The organism is Anaerobacterium chartisolvens, assembly GCF_003337415.1.
Classification (GTDB): Bacteria; Bacillota; Clostridia; order Acetivibrionales; family DSM-27016; genus Anaerobacterium; species Anaerobacterium chartisolvens.
Map to the genome: position 1 here is coordinate 1 of NZ_QPJT01000047.1, position 15787 is coordinate 15787.

General features: G+C 45.3%; 21 protein-coding genes and 1 pseudogene. All 22 read right to left on the minus strand.

The window, feature by feature from the left end; all coding sequences use genetic code 11:
• Positions 1 to 277 (minus strand): annotated as a pseudogene (locus DFR58_RS20920) (hypothetical protein); the annotation flags it as partial.
• 21 nt (positions 278 to 298) lie between these two features.
• Entirely contained in the window at positions 299 to 757 is a 459-nt protein-coding gene (locus DFR58_RS20925; RefSeq protein WP_114300313.1) for a hypothetical protein, read from the minus strand.
• 90 nt (positions 758 to 847) lie between these two features.
• Entirely contained in the window at positions 848 to 1375 is a 528-nt protein-coding gene (locus tag DFR58_RS20930) for a hypothetical protein (protein WP_114300315.1), read from the minus strand.
• On the minus strand, positions 1372 to 1758 hold the full coding sequence (locus DFR58_RS20935) for a gamma-glutamylcyclotransferase family protein (protein WP_114300317.1): 387 nt from the start codon (positions 1756 to 1758) through the stop codon (positions 1372 to 1374). Before DFR58_RS20935 ends, DFR58_RS20930 begins: the two co-directional genes overlap by 4 nt.
• Positions 1758 to 2183 (minus strand): hypothetical protein, encoded by a 426-nt coding sequence (locus DFR58_RS20940; protein WP_114300319.1) that lies wholly within the window; start codon positions 2181 to 2183, stop codon positions 1758 to 1760. Before DFR58_RS20940 ends, DFR58_RS20935 begins: the two co-directional genes overlap by 1 nt.
• Before the next feature lie 83 nt (positions 2184 to 2266).
• Complete coding sequence (locus tag DFR58_RS20945; protein WP_114300321.1) at positions 2267 to 3757, minus strand: amidoligase family protein; 1491 nt, start codon at positions 3755 to 3757, stop codon at positions 2267 to 2269.
• A gap of 239 nt (positions 3758 to 3996) precedes the next feature.
• The gene (locus tag DFR58_RS20950) at positions 3997 to 5034 is read right to left on the minus strand and encodes a DUF4417 domain-containing protein (protein WP_114300323.1); all 1038 of its coding nucleotides are present in this window, start codon (positions 5032 to 5034) and stop codon (positions 3997 to 3999) included.
• 123 nt (positions 5035 to 5157) lie between these two features.
• Positions 5158 to 6036, minus strand: coding sequence for a ParB/RepB/Spo0J family partition protein (locus DFR58_RS20955; RefSeq protein WP_242987773.1), 879 nt, complete (start codon positions 6034 to 6036; stop codon positions 5158 to 5160).
• A complete protein-coding gene (locus DFR58_RS20960) occupies positions 5990 to 7885 on the minus strand; it encodes a DNA topoisomerase III (RefSeq protein ID WP_170138272.1) in 1896 nt (631 codons plus the stop codon). Before DFR58_RS20960 ends, DFR58_RS20955 begins: the two co-directional genes overlap by 47 nt.
• Before the next feature lie 18 nt (positions 7886 to 7903).
• A complete protein-coding gene (locus DFR58_RS20965) occupies positions 7904 to 8971 on the minus strand; it encodes a hypothetical protein (protein ID WP_114300329.1) in 1068 nt (355 codons plus the stop codon).
• A gap of 21 nt (positions 8972 to 8992) precedes the next feature.
• Entirely contained in the window at positions 8993 to 9175 is a 183-nt protein-coding gene (locus DFR58_RS20970; protein WP_114300331.1) for a hypothetical protein, read from the minus strand.
• A 90-nt stretch (positions 9176 to 9265) separates the two neighbouring features.
• On the minus strand, positions 9266 to 9463 hold the full coding sequence (locus DFR58_RS20975; RefSeq protein WP_114300333.1) for a hypothetical protein: 198 nt from the start codon (positions 9461 to 9463) through the stop codon (positions 9266 to 9268).
• A gap of 31 nt (positions 9464 to 9494) precedes the next feature.
• Entirely contained in the window at positions 9495 to 9890 is a 396-nt protein-coding gene (locus DFR58_RS20980) for a hypothetical protein (protein ID WP_114300335.1), read from the minus strand.
• Entirely contained in the window at positions 9887 to 10324 is a 438-nt protein-coding gene (locus DFR58_RS20985) for an ASCH domain-containing protein (RefSeq protein WP_114300337.1), read from the minus strand. The genes DFR58_RS20980 and DFR58_RS20985 overlap by 4 nt, the downstream gene beginning before the upstream one ends.
• Positions 10325 to 10421: 97 nt before the next feature.
• On the minus strand, positions 10422 to 10982 hold the full coding sequence (locus tag DFR58_RS20990) for a DUF2786 domain-containing protein (RefSeq protein ID WP_242987772.1): 561 nt from the start codon (positions 10980 to 10982) through the stop codon (positions 10422 to 10424).
• Positions 10983 to 11008: 26 nt separating this feature from the next.
• A complete protein-coding gene (locus DFR58_RS20995) occupies positions 11009 to 11431 on the minus strand; it encodes a hypothetical protein (protein ID WP_114300339.1) in 423 nt (140 codons plus the stop codon).
• Positions 11432 to 11458: 27 nt separating this feature from the next.
• Complete coding sequence (locus DFR58_RS21000) at positions 11459 to 12004, minus strand: hypothetical protein (RefSeq protein ID WP_114300341.1); 546 nt, start codon at positions 12002 to 12004, stop codon at positions 11459 to 11461.
• A gap of 14 nt (positions 12005 to 12018) precedes the next feature.
• A complete protein-coding gene (locus DFR58_RS21005; protein WP_114300343.1) occupies positions 12019 to 12777 on the minus strand; it encodes a hypothetical protein in 759 nt (252 codons plus the stop codon).
• Positions 12778 to 12793: 16 nt separating this feature from the next.
• Positions 12794 to 13090 carry a hypothetical protein gene (locus DFR58_RS21010; RefSeq protein WP_114300345.1) on the minus strand — a complete coding sequence of 99 codons (297 nt, stop codon included), beginning with the start codon at positions 13088 to 13090 and terminating at the stop codon, positions 12794 to 12796.
• Positions 13072 to 14094, minus strand: coding sequence for a ParM/StbA family protein (locus DFR58_RS21015; RefSeq protein ID WP_114300347.1), 1023 nt, complete (start codon positions 14092 to 14094; stop codon positions 13072 to 13074). Before DFR58_RS21015 ends, DFR58_RS21010 begins: the two co-directional genes overlap by 19 nt.
• A gap of 32 nt (positions 14095 to 14126) precedes the next feature.
• Positions 14127 to 14303, minus strand: a complete 177-nt coding sequence (locus DFR58_RS22025; RefSeq protein ID WP_170138273.1) for a hypothetical protein — start codon at positions 14301 to 14303, stop codon at positions 14127 to 14129.
• A gap of 108 nt (positions 14304 to 14411) precedes the next feature.
• Complete coding sequence (locus DFR58_RS21020) at positions 14412 to 15560, minus strand: tyrosine-type recombinase/integrase (protein WP_170138274.1); 1149 nt, start codon at positions 15558 to 15560, stop codon at positions 14412 to 14414.
• Positions 15561 to 15787 lie beyond the last annotated feature (227 nt).

Here is a 15787-nt window from a genome sequence, read left to right on the forward strand (position 1 = left end):
CAAGCCTGATGCAAAATCCTAGCATTCTTGTTACCATGTCAATAGCCTCATTTGCAAGACCTGTAACAGGGTTCAGCCGATTAATTTTACTGTGCTGGCTGTCCATGTCCGGCATCAGCGCGGCCAGTGCCGCAACCAGCACCCCGGCGAGGCTGATCCCATCCTCTGCGATATCCCCTATTACCGGGACAGCCGCGAGCAGGGGAACCGTGCCCGCAACGGCTCCCAGCAGTATGTAATACAGAGCCCCCAGCCTGTAGTGAGTTGTACCCATCATGTTTGCATTCCACCTCGTTGATTATTTTGTAGTAGTTGAAGCTGCCGGGCTATTGCCATCGTATTCCTTAATGATGATATCCGTTGCAGGCTCAACAATAAGCTTCTGCCCTGTTTTAAAGAACTGCACCCAGGTGCCGCTGCCTATAATGATAAAGATAAGCAGCACCGCCGCCGTCTCCAGTATCCACCTTTTCTCAAAGCTTTCCTTCCCCTTTCTCACCTTTAAGGCTTGAATCAGTATCCTGAAGGCTACAATTACCGCGCCCAGTGTAGCCAGCACGGCAAAGATGAAAAACGCAAACCTTATAACCGGCGCTACCGTCTGTGCTGCCTCCTTCTGCAAGGCCGGATCACTCGTATAAGTCTCAAGCTCATCCCATATGCTGTCTGCCGCAAAAGCGGGGACGGCGTATAGAGCCAGTGTTATCATTATACCAACAAAAAGCAGCAATTTTCTTCCTTTTAAAATGTTCCTCATTAAAAAACACCCCTTTCCATAGTAAATTTAAGTAAACAAAAAAAGCGCTTTCCACCCGCGCTTTTTACAAATTGCGTTTAGTTGCTCTTTTTAAAATATCAACCCCTGACCGTCGCTTATGCTTGTATACCGGCCTCCCTCCTCTTTAGCCCCGCTATCCTTCTCTCCTGCTTTCAAATCATAGCCATCCCTGACCCACACCCCGACGGTTCCCAGCCCGGCTAATGACTTCACAAAGGCCAGATCATCGTCAACGGTGATCTTCACCGGCTCGCCTGTGAAATCATCCTCATAGTCGGGATCATCCTCTCCTGCTGAGTAGTTTTCCTTTATCCTTCCATAGGAGCTGCTCCACACAACGGCTTCCTTGTCCATCATTGCGGCAAGCATTACATGACTCCTTGCAGCCTGCACACGCAAGTGCCATTCCGTCTCCGTACTCCCGGCATCCAAGTAATCCTCATTAACTGCTTCCTTTACAATGACGGCCACCGTGCCCTTTAACGACGCAGCCTCATATATAAGGCCGTTAAGGGCAAGTATAACCGGAAGCTCAGGCTTTACAGCCTTCTCCCCTTCATTCCCCGTATTAAAAAATATCCTGTATTCCTCAGTCATCGCAATCCTCTCCTTTCTAGCCTCTCTTTCAGGGGCTTCCACGGCAGCTTCTCCAAAGGGACATAGTCATCTTCCCTTACGCTTCCATTCCACACATAGATAAATGCCTCCGCCTCCCCTTCATCGGTTTCCGCTGTCACCGCACGCCTTATGTACATATCGCCTTCATCCTCCAGCTGATCCAATACCGAAAGAGTCCTTTCACATACATCGTAAAGCTCGCCCCTTACTCCGACTCCTTCCCGCCTTACAACCCCCGGATAGGAAGCCACATTGTACAGGCCGTAACCCTTTACCGTTGCTGCACCTGCATATTTCTCATTGTCCAGCAAGGGATGGTTCCAATATCCCCGCATAAGAGAGCCGTACACAAATACATACATTATATCCGGCCCCCATTCACATGCTCATTTATAGTCCGGGTAATGCTGCCCCTGTGTTTAAATAGCAGCTCGGCATCACAGCCGTACACTTCCCTGTAAATCCTCTGAAAAAAAAGTGATGAAGCCTGGCCTTCAACGTCAAACTTCTCCTTTAACATTTCACTTACTTTTTGTTCAATACATTCCTCGTCCAGACCCTCAGACTTATAGAATACTATATCGTTAATTGCCGTATCAATGGCAGCCGCAGCATATCTATTTCCCTTAAGCTCCCGCATAACAGGCCCAAGCCTTAGAAGCCTTTCCTTCTCCAGCTCCTCCTCCATCCATCCGAGCACTTTTTTAGATACCTTGTTAAAATACAGCCTGAACTCTTCCTTAAAGTCGCTGTCCACCCTTATTATTATATTATCATCCTTCTTCAATTAAATTCCCTCGCTCAATATGTATTAATTTATTTGTATATACATTTATATTAATACAATATTATGGATGTGTCAAGCGAATTTTATATATTTTGCCATTGCGACCTTCCGTAAGCGCCCAGACAGGCTCTTTTATCCTTCGTTCTTGTAAAAACTATGTCCAGAAACTTTTTTATATGGCTGTGGTCATCCAGCGAAGGCCTTTGTATATATGATGTATGCGCTTTCAGCATTTCTCCTCTTTTTCTTGTGCTTTCACTCCGGGTGCGGGCATTTTTAGCGGCCTGTATAATCCCCACGGCCACCCTTACATTGTTTTGTACCTGTGCAGGGTCGAGAGAGCCGTTAAATGTTCTGAATTCTATTGTAGGCTTTGAGCCGTCGGCAATATTGTTTGTGCTTACGCCGGAGGAGTGGCCAAAAACATTAAATCTCCTCGCCACTGCTTGAAGAGCTTCCGTTCCGCCCGACTGGTCAACGTTTATTGTATGATCCATCAGATCTCTGTACGAATCGCCGACGGGGCGTGCATAGTGTGTTCCCCTGTGGGTGGGCAAGTTTCTGTTTGTAGACAGTCTGTACAGTATGTTTTCAAAGCCGGAAATGAGCTTTTTATACCGTCTCCACCGGTGCTTTGAATTGTCCAGAACATCCACCCCCACATGTACATGTCCCCCGCAGCGTGCGCTTACCCTTCCTCCGTGCCTCCTTATTACCTCGCATACCTTCTCAAGCTGCCTCCAAGTCTCGGGAGTGTCCCTTAAGATAGGCGAAACTATTTCGCCTCCCACGGAGGAATCCAGCGTAACCCTCCATTTGTCCCTGTCCTCAAGCGGTATTCTGGAATGGCTTTCGGTATAGCCCAAAACCCTCCCGCTGCCGTTTAGTCCAAGCCTTTTAAGCTCCGCGGCAATTGCGTTGTTGTTTCCTCCCACATGCTCAAGCTCTATTCCAAAGGTAGCCTGAGAGCCATTCAGTACATTTTCATATTCATATGGCAGCCCTTCCCCGGCAGCCTCTGTAAGGAGGCTGCTAAACTCATTTTCACCCATTTCGGAAATATACCTGCCGTCATCTTCGGGCCTTTCCTGCTGCTCTAAAAGCTCTCTGGCATCAAATGACGCAAGGCTGTCCACCTCCCGGCCAACATCCATAATGCCGTCTGAAGCTTCAGCCTCCCGTGACATTCTTCCTGAAGCTTCATTTACGGCACGAATATGTCGGCATTCCCTTTGCCTTATCCTGTGGTCTATGCACGTGCATGTACCTTCCCCTGTATTTACCTCATATGTCCTTCCGCTGCCTGATGTAACCTCGGCCTGATCAGGGTGAGTAAACCGGACTGTCAGGTTTTCCATACCCCTGCTGCCTGAGTGTGAAGGTATTACTATCGTCCTGCTTGCCGTCTCGTTTACCGGGCCTACTGCTCCGGCAGGCATAATTCCACCACCTCCCCCGGCACCTGCGCCTCCACCCATTCCTGTTATACCGCCGCCTCCTGCCACGGCCCCGCCTGCTCCCCCACTTATCGTTGCTCCCGATGAGCTGCTTGTTGTACTCCTTCCTTTCGGCATATGTTTTCTCCTTTCTGTCTTCTCCTTTCAAAAAGAAAAAGAACCTTGTCTTAAGGTTCTCTTTGCTTTTAGCGCTGCTTTCATTTTTATAATAATAGCTGATAACATTTCTGATAACATAGCTTTGAATTAGTTGCGAATACATAACACTTTTTTAGTTAAAATGCTCTGGTATTGCCAAAATAAAAAAAGACCTTTTTCAAGATCCCTTTAACATTCTAAAGCTACTATACATCTCTTCACTCCGGCTCTAAGCCGGTCTTTCCGAATAGCAGCATATATCTTTTGTTCATTTCTTTTACATTTTGTATGAAAAGCTCATCATGTGTAACTCCTAAAGCCAGCTCCCTGCTCCCGTAACGCCTGCCGCTTTTGGCACGCATGAAGGCAAAGGTATTGATTACTGTAACGCTCCTTTTTCCTGTAATCTTCGCCACTTCCTTCAGCCTGCCCCGGCCCGACAGCCCAACAATGATTATCCCCACATCCTCGGGTATCCGTTCACACAAATACCTTAAGCCAAGCATATAGCCCTTCCATGCGTTTGTGGCTCTCTTTTGCGGCCCCACCGTCTGAAACGAAAAGGATATCAGCTTCAGGCCCCCATTTTTTATATGTCCCACCCACAGCTCCAGATCCTTTTTTTCATACCAGCTTACATCCGGAACGGCCTTTACGCCTGCCTCCATAAGCTCATTGTATACTATCATGCTTCGGCGGATATTTAGAATATGCTCCATCCTTGGGGAATCCTCATACACAGAGAAGTTGGGAGCTATTACAAACTCAAAACCCATCTGCTTTAAATGCCCGTATATATCCTTCCTGTTATCCCAGAAGCCCTCAAGTGTCCTGTCGGGAACATAAAAATGCAGGATCGTTTTTGTGGCAGGATTCAGCCCCAGCGCTCCATGCACACCCTTTGAGGCATATACTCCTGAGACAGCTCTCCCTGACGCCGACATGAAATTGCCCCCGTGTACCGCCGCCACCTGCAGGTCTTCCGCATTGTAGCCTGTATTAATGCGTGAAGGAACAGTAGGTATATACGCCGGAGCATGATATGCTGCATTGCGTAAAAGCTCTGTATCCAGTCCTGATAAAAGTCCGTAGTAGTATGAAGCCCCCGGCCTTCTCCTGCATGTATAGCTGCAGGCCGTACAGTTTTCATTGCAGACAAGGGGTGCTTCACACATGGAGCAGCCCGAGCATCTTGTATTGTAATATATACAGTTTTCACAGTCACAGCAGCGGCTCAAGATAATATCACGTCCCATATAGTTCAAAAACGGTATGATTTTTCAATTACTATTATACATTATACCTTGTTGAATGTATTAGTCAACCGTTTTTGTAAACCATTAGAACCTATTGCTCTCACAGTCTATTGACTGTATAGCCTATTGACTGTGTATTTTGGACATCACCTCCTTCAGCTCCGCATAAAGCTTCTCAAGGCATTCACATACATATTCCCTCTGTGCGGCTGCCACATCCGACTCAAAAAGCATCGGCAGCTGCCGGCTTAATACCCTTGCTGTCTGAAGGAAGTCCCTTAAGTCCTCCCCCATTCCCAGCTCGGCCTCCCTTGATGGTTTTTCTCCCGGAATGTCCAGCGTGCCTTCGCGCTTCAGCTCGGCTATCGCGGTTCTTACTGTTCCGGCACCGCCTATGCTGATCCTGTCGGCTATCTTTTTCTGCTCCTCAGGCGGCATCCGTGCAAGCTTCAGCGCATCCACCTTGCCTACATCCTTTTCCACCACAATCTGCTGCATCTGCGGTATAAGGTTTTTTGCTATCTGTATTTCCCCCTGCACTGTTCTCTGGGATACATTCAGCCTGCTCGCTACATCCTCGGTAAAGGGCTTTGGCTGGTACGAAATTATTTCGCCGGAGGCTTTCAGGCTACCCGAATTTTCAGCAGTTCTTCCAGGATACAGCTGCTCATATATTTCCTTTCTTCTTGCCAGATGAAGCCCCCTGTCAAGGTAATGAAGCTCATTTCTCATGAGGTTTTCGTCTATCTCGGCCAGCTCTATTTTTAAAGGCTCCTTTTCATCATCAATGCTGCAAATATTGCATTCAATCTCCGTATCGCCATTTAGCTTTACCGCCTCAAGCCTGTGCATCCCGAAAACAAGCCTTTTGTCTGTTGTAATCCTGACAGGCTGCTGCAATCCGATTTCCCTGATTGATTCGGCAAGCTGCTCTACCTTAGCAGAGTCTATGTTTTTACGGAACCTCTCCCCTATGGTAATTTCGCCTACCGGGATCTTCACAATCAAATATATCCCCCCCTTCGCTATACCTTATCTCCTCTATTACCTGCCGTGTAAAATCCACAATGCAGTTCATGAATATGTCCATTGTCATACTGCCCTCCGCAACCTGTGACAGAGCCTTTTCCCATTGCCCCGTCATTTCAGGGGATTTCAGCTCGTCATGGGCAATATCAATGAGCTTCATAGCCTTATCGCAAGGGATCAGGTATTTATTTTTACGCTTTATGTACCCCGTGCCAATCAGCTTCTCTATTATGGCCGACCGAGTAGCCGGTGTGCCCAGTCCCTTTGTTTCCTTAAGCTTCTCCTTTATTTCCCTGTCGGACACATACCGTCCCACATGCTCCATTGCATAGAGCAGCGCGGCTTCCGTGTACGGAGGCGGAGGCCTCGTTTTCTTACCCGTTGCCCGGACGTCAACAGCCGTAATCTCTTCACCTTTCTTCAGCTCTGGAAGCTTCTGAGTCCCTACAGCGTCCTTTGCAGCCTTGTCATCCGAATTGTCCTCTTCCTCAAGTGCCTCAATATAGCACTCCATCCACCCCCACCTGTTAACCGTCTTTCCCCGTGATACAAAGCTCTCAGCGTTAATTTCAACCGTCACTGTTTTGGTTGTATACTCGTATTTGGGGTAGAATACGCATAAGAAGCGCCTTACTATGAGGTCATATATCTGCTCCTCATCCTCTGACAGCCTGCTCATGTCGGGTCTTACAGGTGTGGGGATGATCGCGTGGTGATCAGACAGCTTTGAGTTGTCGGCTACCCTTTTGCTTACAGGGAGCTGCGGAAGAGCCAGCAGCTTTCCTGCCAGACTGCGGTATGGCTCAATGTTCAATCTTTCAACCCTCTCCGTGAGGGTGGGGATCATGTCCTCTGAAATATATCTGCTGTCTGTCCTTGGGTATGTTATGTATTTTCTTGACTCATAGAGCTTCTGGGCTATTTCAAGGGTTTCCTGTGCGGAAAATCCGAACCTCCTGTTTGCGTCACACTGCAGCTCTGTCAAATCATAGAGCAACGGCGGCGGCTCGGCGGTTTCATCCTCCTGAATATCTCTTACAAAACCTATCCTACCCTTGACACTTGCAGCTATCTCATAGGCTTTGGACTTGTCATACAGCCGAGCTTCGTTTGTATGCCTGTCCATCCAATGCCCAGAAAAGCCCTTGTCATAGACGGCCTGTATCTCCCAATACTCCTTTGACCGGAAGGCGTCAATATCCTTCTGCTTGTTTACGATTAAGGCAAGTGTAGGCGTCTGCACCCTTCCAAGCGTGAGCGTTACTCTCTTTTCTTTGCCGGAATACTTTATGGAGTATGCCCTTGTGGCGTTTATGCCCACTATCCAGTCGGCGTAGCTCCTGCACAGGGCAGAGTAATATATATTGTCATAATCGTTTCCGGGGCGAAGTTCGGAGAAGCCCTCCCTTATCGCCTCATCGGTAAGGCTGCTGATCCACAGCCGTTTAAACGGCTTGCGGCATCCGGCCATGCTGTATATGTGGCGAAAAATGAGCTCGCCTTCCCTTCCTGCGTCGGTAGCGCACACTATGCTGTCCACCTTATCGTCATCCATCAGTGCCTTTATTACCCAGAACTGCTTTTCTGTTTCGGGTATGACTTTAATCTGCATCTGTCTGGGGATTATGGGCAGAGTGGCTAAAGACCACTTTTTTAAGGCAGGGTCATATTCCTTTGCTTCGCACAGTGTAATCAGATGGCCTACAGCCCATGTGACTATGTACTGCTGCCCCACAAAAAAGCCTCTGCCCTTCTGCGTGCAGCCCATTACCCTTGCTATATCCTGAGCCACTGAGGATTTCTCAGCTAAAACCAATATCAATAAATTCACCTCCCCGCCCTATCCGCTAAAGGTTAAGGCAACGTCAGAGTGGTATTCGCTTATACCGTTGTATATACAGCTTATCAGGTAGCTTGTAGTGTTCCTGATTTCAGGGCTGTGGGCTTTATGCAGAGCATAGGCAAGTATAGCTCCGGTAAGCAGCTGCATCCGGCTTCTTACCACGGCGCGGGGAATCACCGCCTCGCCTACCTTCAGCTTTTCCGAGAACCACATCAGCTCAAGGACATGTGAAAGCATGTTATGAGTATCCGGGTCTGTAAACACATGCAGCTCGCACCGCTCCTTCACTCTCTCGAGGCCCGGAAGATCGTCTTCAACAGTGGGAGCATCTCTGGATTTTCCCCATTCCTCTGATTTATGAAACGATATACTATACGTCCGTCCTTCGGTGGAATTATTATCTTTGTCCCCTATAGACGGACTGACGGTATCAGTCTTTGTAGTCTCTGGTATATTCTCTGTAGTAGTCTCTATAGTAATCTCTGGTATTGCTTTTCTGTTTTGTGCGGTTCGATTTTCTGTTTTAGAAATTCCATTTTCTATTTCGGAAGATGCATTTTCTGTTTTAGAAGCTCCATTTTCTGTTTTAGAAAATGCATTTTCTGTTTCAGAAGTTCGATTTTCTATTTCCGTCATATCTATCTTGTAGTCCTGCAGGAAATATCCCAGTTCCTGCAAATCCTTATTTATTTTCAGGAGATTTACCCTGTACTGCTTTTTCTTGTCCCATTTCCGGGAAGGGTTATTTCTTTCGTCCAGCCATCCCTTTTCAACCAATGCTTTAATGTGCTTTCTCATGTTGCTGGGGGACAGCCTTATCATAATCTCCTCAGACAGCTCCTCACAGGACTTGTATATCCACCCGTTTCTTTTCTGAAGCTCCGGTACCTGACCGCCAAGTATGGCTGCCACAGACATTTCCTCTTCTATGAATACGTCAAAATCCCGGACTCGCTCCGACCAGTAAAGGAACTGATTCAATATGACGGCATCAACATAGTCCCCCGTGAGTGCTACAAACTCCTCTTTAATTACTATTCTCTTTAGCTTGCTCGGCTGGCTCATCAAATCCCCTCACTTATGTTATTATTCGTGTGCCATTCCACTTCGCAGAAATAACTGTTTTATTTCTTCAGTCGCCTTGTCCACATCAATTTTACCGTCTTGCAATCTGTTTATAACCCCCATAGCTGCCCATCGCTCCTGTTCTGGTAATTGTCGAAGCAGTTCAAATAGATCACCCTTCGTCTCAAGCTTAATATCCAACAATCTGCAACCCTCCCTTTACAATCTTTTGCTTGGCCATTTCTTTATCCTCCTTCCCCGCAAAATAGGCTCAATTGCTTATGAGCCTGATAATCATAATGCTGCTTCAGAAAAAATGGCAACCGATATTCCATCAGCTGCCATCCTTCCGGAAGGTATGTTTTTACGTTTTCTGTATGTATCCAGACTTTTAGGCTTTTTCCCCAGTTGTCTGGCTATTGATTTTATGCTCATCTGCCCTATCTTTTCCTCAAGGTAGCTTAACTGCTCCGGGCAATACCCTCTGCCCATATTTTACCCTCCTCCCGTAATTCAGTCTTTATTAACTGGCGCAAGCACTACACAAATCTTCTTTAACCCAAGAGCATCCTCCGAGACACGCATTATTCCATGTACAACCACATATCCGGCAAACAGCTTCAATCTTGGCTTTTTCAATAAAATATCGTTGCCAACATTTCCACATTTTACTATCTTCGCATTTATCAGTTCCTCTGCTGCATTCTGGAAAATTCGTATCACCATCAACAGCAGGACAACCAATATCATCCGATAAAAACCGGCATGCTAATGCAAAAGCTTTTTCAAGCTCGATGTGTTCATTTCCATTCCCACGCTCAACGAGAGTCACTTGCTCACCTATATGCATATCCTTTGTACAACACCTGCAGTCAGACTTTTCAGTACGCGGCTTATAATCTTTAGATTCCGGCATCATGCCACCCCCTCCCATTGCCATAGTCTTTGCGCTCCCTTTGCCGGTACGGGACAGCTAAGCCTTTTAACACCGGCCTGAATCCATGCATAGCGTCCCGGCCTGTAATCGCCTAAAGAGTATTCCTTGTACGTCAGCTTGTACCCCGGAATTGCCGCCTTAAATTTCTCATCAGTACTTCCAACCATTTTAACGCAATCAAAAATATTGCTTACCGCAATAACAGAACCTAAAGGTAGTTCCTCTGGGCTGCATATTCCATGCTTAAGGAGTGCTGCCTTTATCTCAGTCTGCTCACAGGCCTCAAGATCAAGCTTCCTTCCCGCATGTATCGCAACAGGCCCCCTATAGTTGGTATACCAACCTCTGGTTTCAATTTGCTTTTCTCCCAAGGCTATAAGTGTAGCCCATGGCTGTATAAAAGTAAGTGCTTTCATCAAATCACCTCCCCATGTTTATGGCGTTAATGCTAAGCATTCATCAGTATTAGCTTCCGCGACCTTATCAGAAATGCTGAACTTTTTACCTTCCTCCTTACCTTTGCCGTAAGCTTCGGTATGTCCCTGAAAATACGTTCTTGTATAGAACTAACCCCCATTCAGGATTAGCGTTTTTTTGCTGTTCAAACTTTTCCTTTACACCGGCAATAAAGCCTATCCCATAATCATTCTCAAGTCCTTTTGTACTACATCCACTTTTTGAATACTGATATTTCAATTTTTTTACCGCACTGTTTATCCAATCAACGGCGTATTCCATAACAATATTGCATACGGCTATATCTTCTTCTCTTCCAAAAAAAGTGATGATAGTATGAGTATTCCTTGTCATGAAGAAACGATAGCATCCAAAATTATCAGCAATAACTTGGGATAGGGAGGCCTTCCATTTCGTCGCCTTTGTAAAAGATATTTTGCTTTCTTGTTCTTTAATAGCGGTATTGCAAGCCTTAAACTCTTTGATTTCGTTAATTGATAGCTTATGCTTTGCAAGAAGCTCTTGAGCTTTCAGCATAGATAATTGTGCCTCATGTTTGTTACTGCTTTCGCTTAATGCTAAAAGCTTCTGGATCTTTTCTATTAATTTTATATTCACTTTAACGCTCCCCTCTCCGCATCCTTTTAATCCTTCCATTGTATAGTGAGGTTTTCCGGTGGAATATCGCGGGCCGGGCAATCCTCGGATATATAAACTCTGGGGAGCATAAAGCTTTCAATGGCCTTACGGCTCATAACAATAGTGGCCTTGTGAATATCCGTCTCCTCTATGTACTCACTGCTTATATCCTCGGGCAGCTGCTGTATTTGCATATTCAGCTGCTTAATCCTTTCCATAGAGCTGCTTAAAGACGCAGTTAAAGAGGCATATTCCCTAATCCCCATTGTTACTATTGTCTGAGGCTCCTGCAGCTCTGCTTTAGCGGCGTCTATTATATCGTCCACAATACCCTCTATTTCACTTAGGCAATCACTGCCCAGATTATCTATGCCCATTGTAATATAGTGCTTCAAAAGGCTTTTTGCGCTCTTTCGTCTATTATCCATAACGCTTTCCTCCCTCACATATCTTGTTTATGTGCTTCTCATATATTCAGACAGTGTAATCTGCTTGTACGGCTTAGACCTTGGCGTTAATACTGGGGTATCCCCTTTTTCGGTCCCAGCTTCCCGCCTCAGTTCCGTCCTGTACCTGTACTTTGCCGGTGTAACATGCTGGAGGCTTACAATCTCTACACGGCTTTTGAATTTCTTATTACGGAAGGACAGGCAAATTCTTTCCGCATGGTTCTCCCGGATAAGATACCCGTTAAAATTGAGTACATTATATTCCTGTCCGCAAAGCTCAACTACCGCTCTGCTGTTGCAGGGAGCCTCATCTATAATGGAACCGCGTCGATTGAAATTATGACAGCGAAGCATGGAGATATCATTCTCAAAGGGTATTCCATTGTCATTAAACACTGTACTGAGTATATTTGCCTCATCACAGCTAAGCTCACATGAAAATCCGTTTTTTTGCTTTCTGAACACCTTGAAAAACTGGTGAAACGCCGAAATATATACCTCTTTAACGCTATGTTCCTGCCCGGCCCGACAGCATCCTAAACTTTCAGCCATCTAATATCACCTCTCTAAACAGCAGCAGACCCGGCTGATGTTTCATGGTCAGGCCCGCTGCGGTCTCCCCTATTGGCTTGACCCTTGTTAACTTTAATATGAAGTACCTCGTTTGTATTAAAATCAAGCATAACTACAATATGTTTTATTTCATCCCATCCCCACGGCACCTTATCTCTGTACTCTTCCCAGAATGCATCAAGCTTCCCGCTGTCCACCAGCACAGGCCCATGTATGGGGTATACCTTTTCATTGGGCCTAAGTGCCTGAACTATAACATTTCTGGATCTAAAGACCTCCTTAATCTTGCTTATACGGCTCTCACGAAGGGCTGCGCTATGCTCTTCCCTCCAGCTTTCGACAGTTTCATCCGTAAGGGATTCTATTGTCCTGCGGCAGTACATGGAAGCCCATATCGGCTTCCTCTTGCTTCCCACGTTGAAATAGTCAAGTGCGGGAAGACGGCCTTCATCCTCCCACCGTTTTCTTTCTGTAGTGCTACAGCCTAATATCTCCTCCGTTTTTGCAGGGCCTATGCAGCTCTTTTCCGGAAAATCATTTATAAGCCGGGCATGGACTAATGTGCGGGTTTCCGCTGCCTCATAGAATCTTGCAATAACATCCACAGCCTCATTCCAGCTTATATGCCTCATATCATAAATTTCCGCATCCGAAATAAGGCTAAGCTGCTCCAGCCATTCCACAATTTTTTTAACAGAATGTCCATAAAACACACTCTTTAAATTAATTGACGGAATTTTGCTTTTATCCATACACTGGTTCCCTCCTTTAAAATTGTTCTAAAAAATTATCAACGCTCCCCTTTTCTTTAGCATTGGCTCCTGCATCGTGGTTCTCTTTTGTTTTTGCTGTCACAAGCTTTGGCGGCAGTTGTCCGGAAAGCCTTGGCGCAGCTCTTTCAGGCTCCGCACATATAGATGCAGCCCTTTCCTGTTCCATGAGCAGCCTGAGCCCTGCCCGGACAAGATCTCCCTCCTCATGGCCTTCAGCCTTCATGCCGTCGATCCAGTCCCTTAAATCCCAGTCCCTCTGCCGGAGCCTCGCCCTTACATATTCTCCCGCCATGTCCGTTTACCTATCTTTATATATCCTTCGAGGTTGGCCCACTGGTCATATATATAGGTCTTGTCTTTAGGTGTCTTCAGCTTGGGGGCTATTTCCCCGGCCCATCCTCCTACAATGATATATCCCTTGAAATTACGGTTGAAGCTTTCAATTTCAAGCTGTATCTGGCTGGCCCAGGCTGTAAAGGCATAGTCCCTCAACGGCCTTAGGTCTATGCCGTCATACTCTCCGGAAAGCACATAGCTGTCAAGCAGGAACCTGTCAGGTGTCCTGCCGAGCTGCACGCGCAACTCCTCCTGAATGATGTCGTACGCTACCTCCACTCCTTGATCCGGGCTGCGGCTTTCCTTCATTATCTGCCCTCTCTCCATGCCAAGAAGCCCTAATGTGAAACGCCCCGGATCTATAACAAGCCAGTTATGCTTTACCAGCAGACCCTCTTCCCGTTCATTGCCCTGATCATCCAGAATATGGTTCATAAGGCCGCCTAAGTGCTGAGGCACTATCTTATAATTTTTTATGTGCGGCCTCGCCTGTACCGGAGCTGCGTGGCCATGCTGTACTCCAAAGATATCTCCTTTGTTAAAGTTCTTCAGAAGTTCCTCCATATCGGACTTCTGAGTGTTATAGAAATCCCACGGCAGACCTGTAACCAAATTAACAGAAACATCCGGCGCTATAGCTCCCAGTGCCGTTTCCAGCAGTACCCTTGTATGAAAGTCTTTTGCCTTGTCCTTACCGACCCCGGCATATTTTATTGTGGACTTCATTAAAGCCAAGTTACCCACAAAGTATTTAGCCTGTAGGCACGGATCTGCATCCTCCGGTCGTATTAACGTGTGGTACCGCACATCATCCTCCCGTATATCGGCCTGATATACTCTTTTAGGCTCTCCCACCACACTGGGCTGTCTCCATGCCTTTTCCCCTTCAATTTTTGCCTTAGTCCAGCCATAGCCTAAGTCTACAGCCCCTATTACCGTCTTTCGCTCCTTAATAACCATCTCTACCCGCTCCTTACCCGTGCTACAATGTGCTACAACGTGCTACATTGTGCTACATTTTTATATCTGTACATGTTCAAAATTATAAGCTCATCCAGCACCTGTGACTGGGTTAATATTTCTTCCGTGCAAGCTTTTTCCGAAAGCAGCAGCCTGTGCAGCTTGTCCCTTTCCAGTTCCAGTTCTGTCTGACTACTTCTATACAACATATCTATTTCTTCCTCCCGTGCTTTGCGTAATATATATAAAAAAAGCACCTTTAAAAGATGCTCATTTATACTTGAAAATTAATGTAATTAGTGAAAATATAAAAGCATTTAGCTTATTCCATCTTTAGAGGTTACTGCATCAGCAATTTTACTTATAGCTTTCTTGTGTGTCTTATCGAACACGTGAGTATATATCTGACTTGTAGTCCCCACTTGGCTATGCCCCAGTGCTTTGCTAATATCATATAAATTTGTACCCAGTTCGTTTGCTATACTGGCAAAGGTGTGGCGTAAATCGTGCAGCCTAAGGGGAGGAAATTTATTATCGTCTATAATTTTTTTGAATAAATCACTCAAATAATTAGGACGATATGCCTCTCCATTTTCCCATGCCATTATATATCCTTCATCTATATAAGCGTCGCCTAATAATATCTTCTGTTTATCTTGACCGCTTTTAATTGAATGTAGTAGGTTGATGATTTCATCCGGGGCATGAAGCATCCTATTTGATGTTCTGTTTTTTGTTCTTTTTTTAATAGTCTTTTTTCCTGCTTGAGTTCTTGCTTGTGAAATAGTAATTATTTTTTTCTCAAAATCAACATTATCCCACTTAAGTCCCGCAATTTCTTCACGTCTTAGTCCCAGTATTCCTGCCAGCTTAACAACTATTTCCATGCGATCATTTTCAACTTTTGAAAACAACTCTTTAAGTTGATTTATAGAATAAAAACACATCTCATTCCTTTGTGTTTTAACGGGTTCAATTTTATCTAATGGATTCTTAAGTATTTTGTCCTCATTAACTGCATATTTTAGAATATCCTTAAGCAAATCATAATGCTTTCTTATCGTGTTATTGCTTAAACCTTCCTCGTGTCTACTCTTAAAGTACTTATTAATCATACAGGTATTCAATTCTTGTAGCTTATAATCGCCGATATTAGGAATAATATGCCTATTTATTATATTTCGGTATCCATAAAGAGTGGTTTCCTCGCAGTTCAAAGATTTAATGTCATCCAACCAGTATATACAAAAGTCTTTTACCGATAATATAGACGGAAAAACAAGCGTTCCCTTAGTCTTATCTGCCTGAAAAGTTTTAAGAGCTATTTGTGCCGCTTTCTTCTTTTCAAAGGTCTTTGTTATCTTTATCCTTTTCCCTGCACTGTCCTTTCCATAGTCCATGGTAACATAGAAAAGATTTCTCACATCGTCAAAGGCAATATTTTTTTCAATTACTGTTCGTGCCATAACATCACTATTCTCCTTTAAAAAGTCTACCAAATCATAGTGATATTTTAGCATTAATTTTCAGAAATGTCTACCTGTGTGTCTACCAAAAGCATTCTTACATGACAAAAGCCGCCATTTAAGCGGCTTTCATTGGTGGAGGCGAGGGGAATTGAACAATTGACAGCCTCTTCACACCATATATTTTTATGTCTTATCTTTTCCCGTCTATTCCTTATACTTCAACA

Coding starts and splice junctions, on each gene's coding strand:
- DFR58_RS22025 (WP_170138273.1), bottom strand. CDS start 14,303: ATGTTGTATAGAAGTAGTCAGACAGAACTGGAACTGGAAAGGGACAAG.
- DFR58_RS20995 (WP_114300339.1), bottom strand. CDS start 11,431: ATGGATAATAGACGAAAGAGCGCAAAAAGCCTTTTGAAGCACTATATT.
- DFR58_RS20975 (WP_114300333.1), bottom strand. CDS start 9,463: ATGGGCAGAGGGTATTGCCCGGAGCAGTTAAGCTACCTTGAGGAAAAG.
- DFR58_RS20950 (WP_114300323.1), bottom strand. CDS start 5,034: ATGGGACGTGATATTATCTTGAGCCGCTGCTGTGACTGTGAAAACTGT.
- DFR58_RS20980 (WP_114300335.1), bottom strand. CDS start 9,890: ATGATGCCGGAATCTAAAGATTATAAGCCGCGTACTGAAAAGTCTGAC.
- DFR58_RS21015 (WP_114300347.1), bottom strand. CDS start 14,094: ATGGTTATTAAGGAGCGAAAGACGGTAATAGGGGCTGTAGACTTAGGC.
- DFR58_RS20925 (WP_114300313.1), bottom strand. CDS start 757: ATGAGGAACATTTTAAAAGGAAGAAAATTGCTGCTTTTTGTTGGTATA.
- DFR58_RS20945 (WP_114300321.1), bottom strand. CDS start 3,757: ATGCCGAAAGGAAGGAGTACAACAAGCAGCTCATCGGGAGCAACGATA.
- DFR58_RS21020 (WP_170138274.1), bottom strand. CDS start 15,560: ATGGCACGAACAGTAATTGAAAAAAATATTGCCTTTGACGATGTGAGA.
- DFR58_RS20930 (WP_114300315.1), bottom strand. CDS start 1,375: ATGACTGAGGAATACAGGATATTTTTTAATACGGGGAATGAAGGGGAG.
- DFR58_RS21000 (WP_114300341.1), bottom strand. CDS start 12,004: ATGGCTGAAAGTTTAGGATGCTGTCGGGCCGGGCAGGAACATAGCGTT.
- DFR58_RS20965 (WP_114300329.1), bottom strand. CDS start 8,971: ATGAGCCAGCCGAGCAAGCTAAAGAGAATAGTAATTAAAGAGGAGTTT.
- DFR58_RS21010 (WP_114300345.1), bottom strand. CDS start 13,090: ATGGCGGGAGAATATGTAAGGGCGAGGCTCCGGCAGAGGGACTGGGAT.
- DFR58_RS20985 (WP_114300337.1), bottom strand. CDS start 10,324: ATGAAAGCACTTACTTTTATACAGCCATGGGCTACACTTATAGCCTTG.
- DFR58_RS20935 (WP_114300317.1), bottom strand. CDS start 1,758: ATGTATGTATTTGTGTACGGCTCTCTTATGCGGGGATATTGGAACCAT.
- DFR58_RS21005 (WP_114300343.1), bottom strand. CDS start 12,777: ATGGATAAAAGCAAAATTCCGTCAATTAATTTAAAGAGTGTGTTTTAT.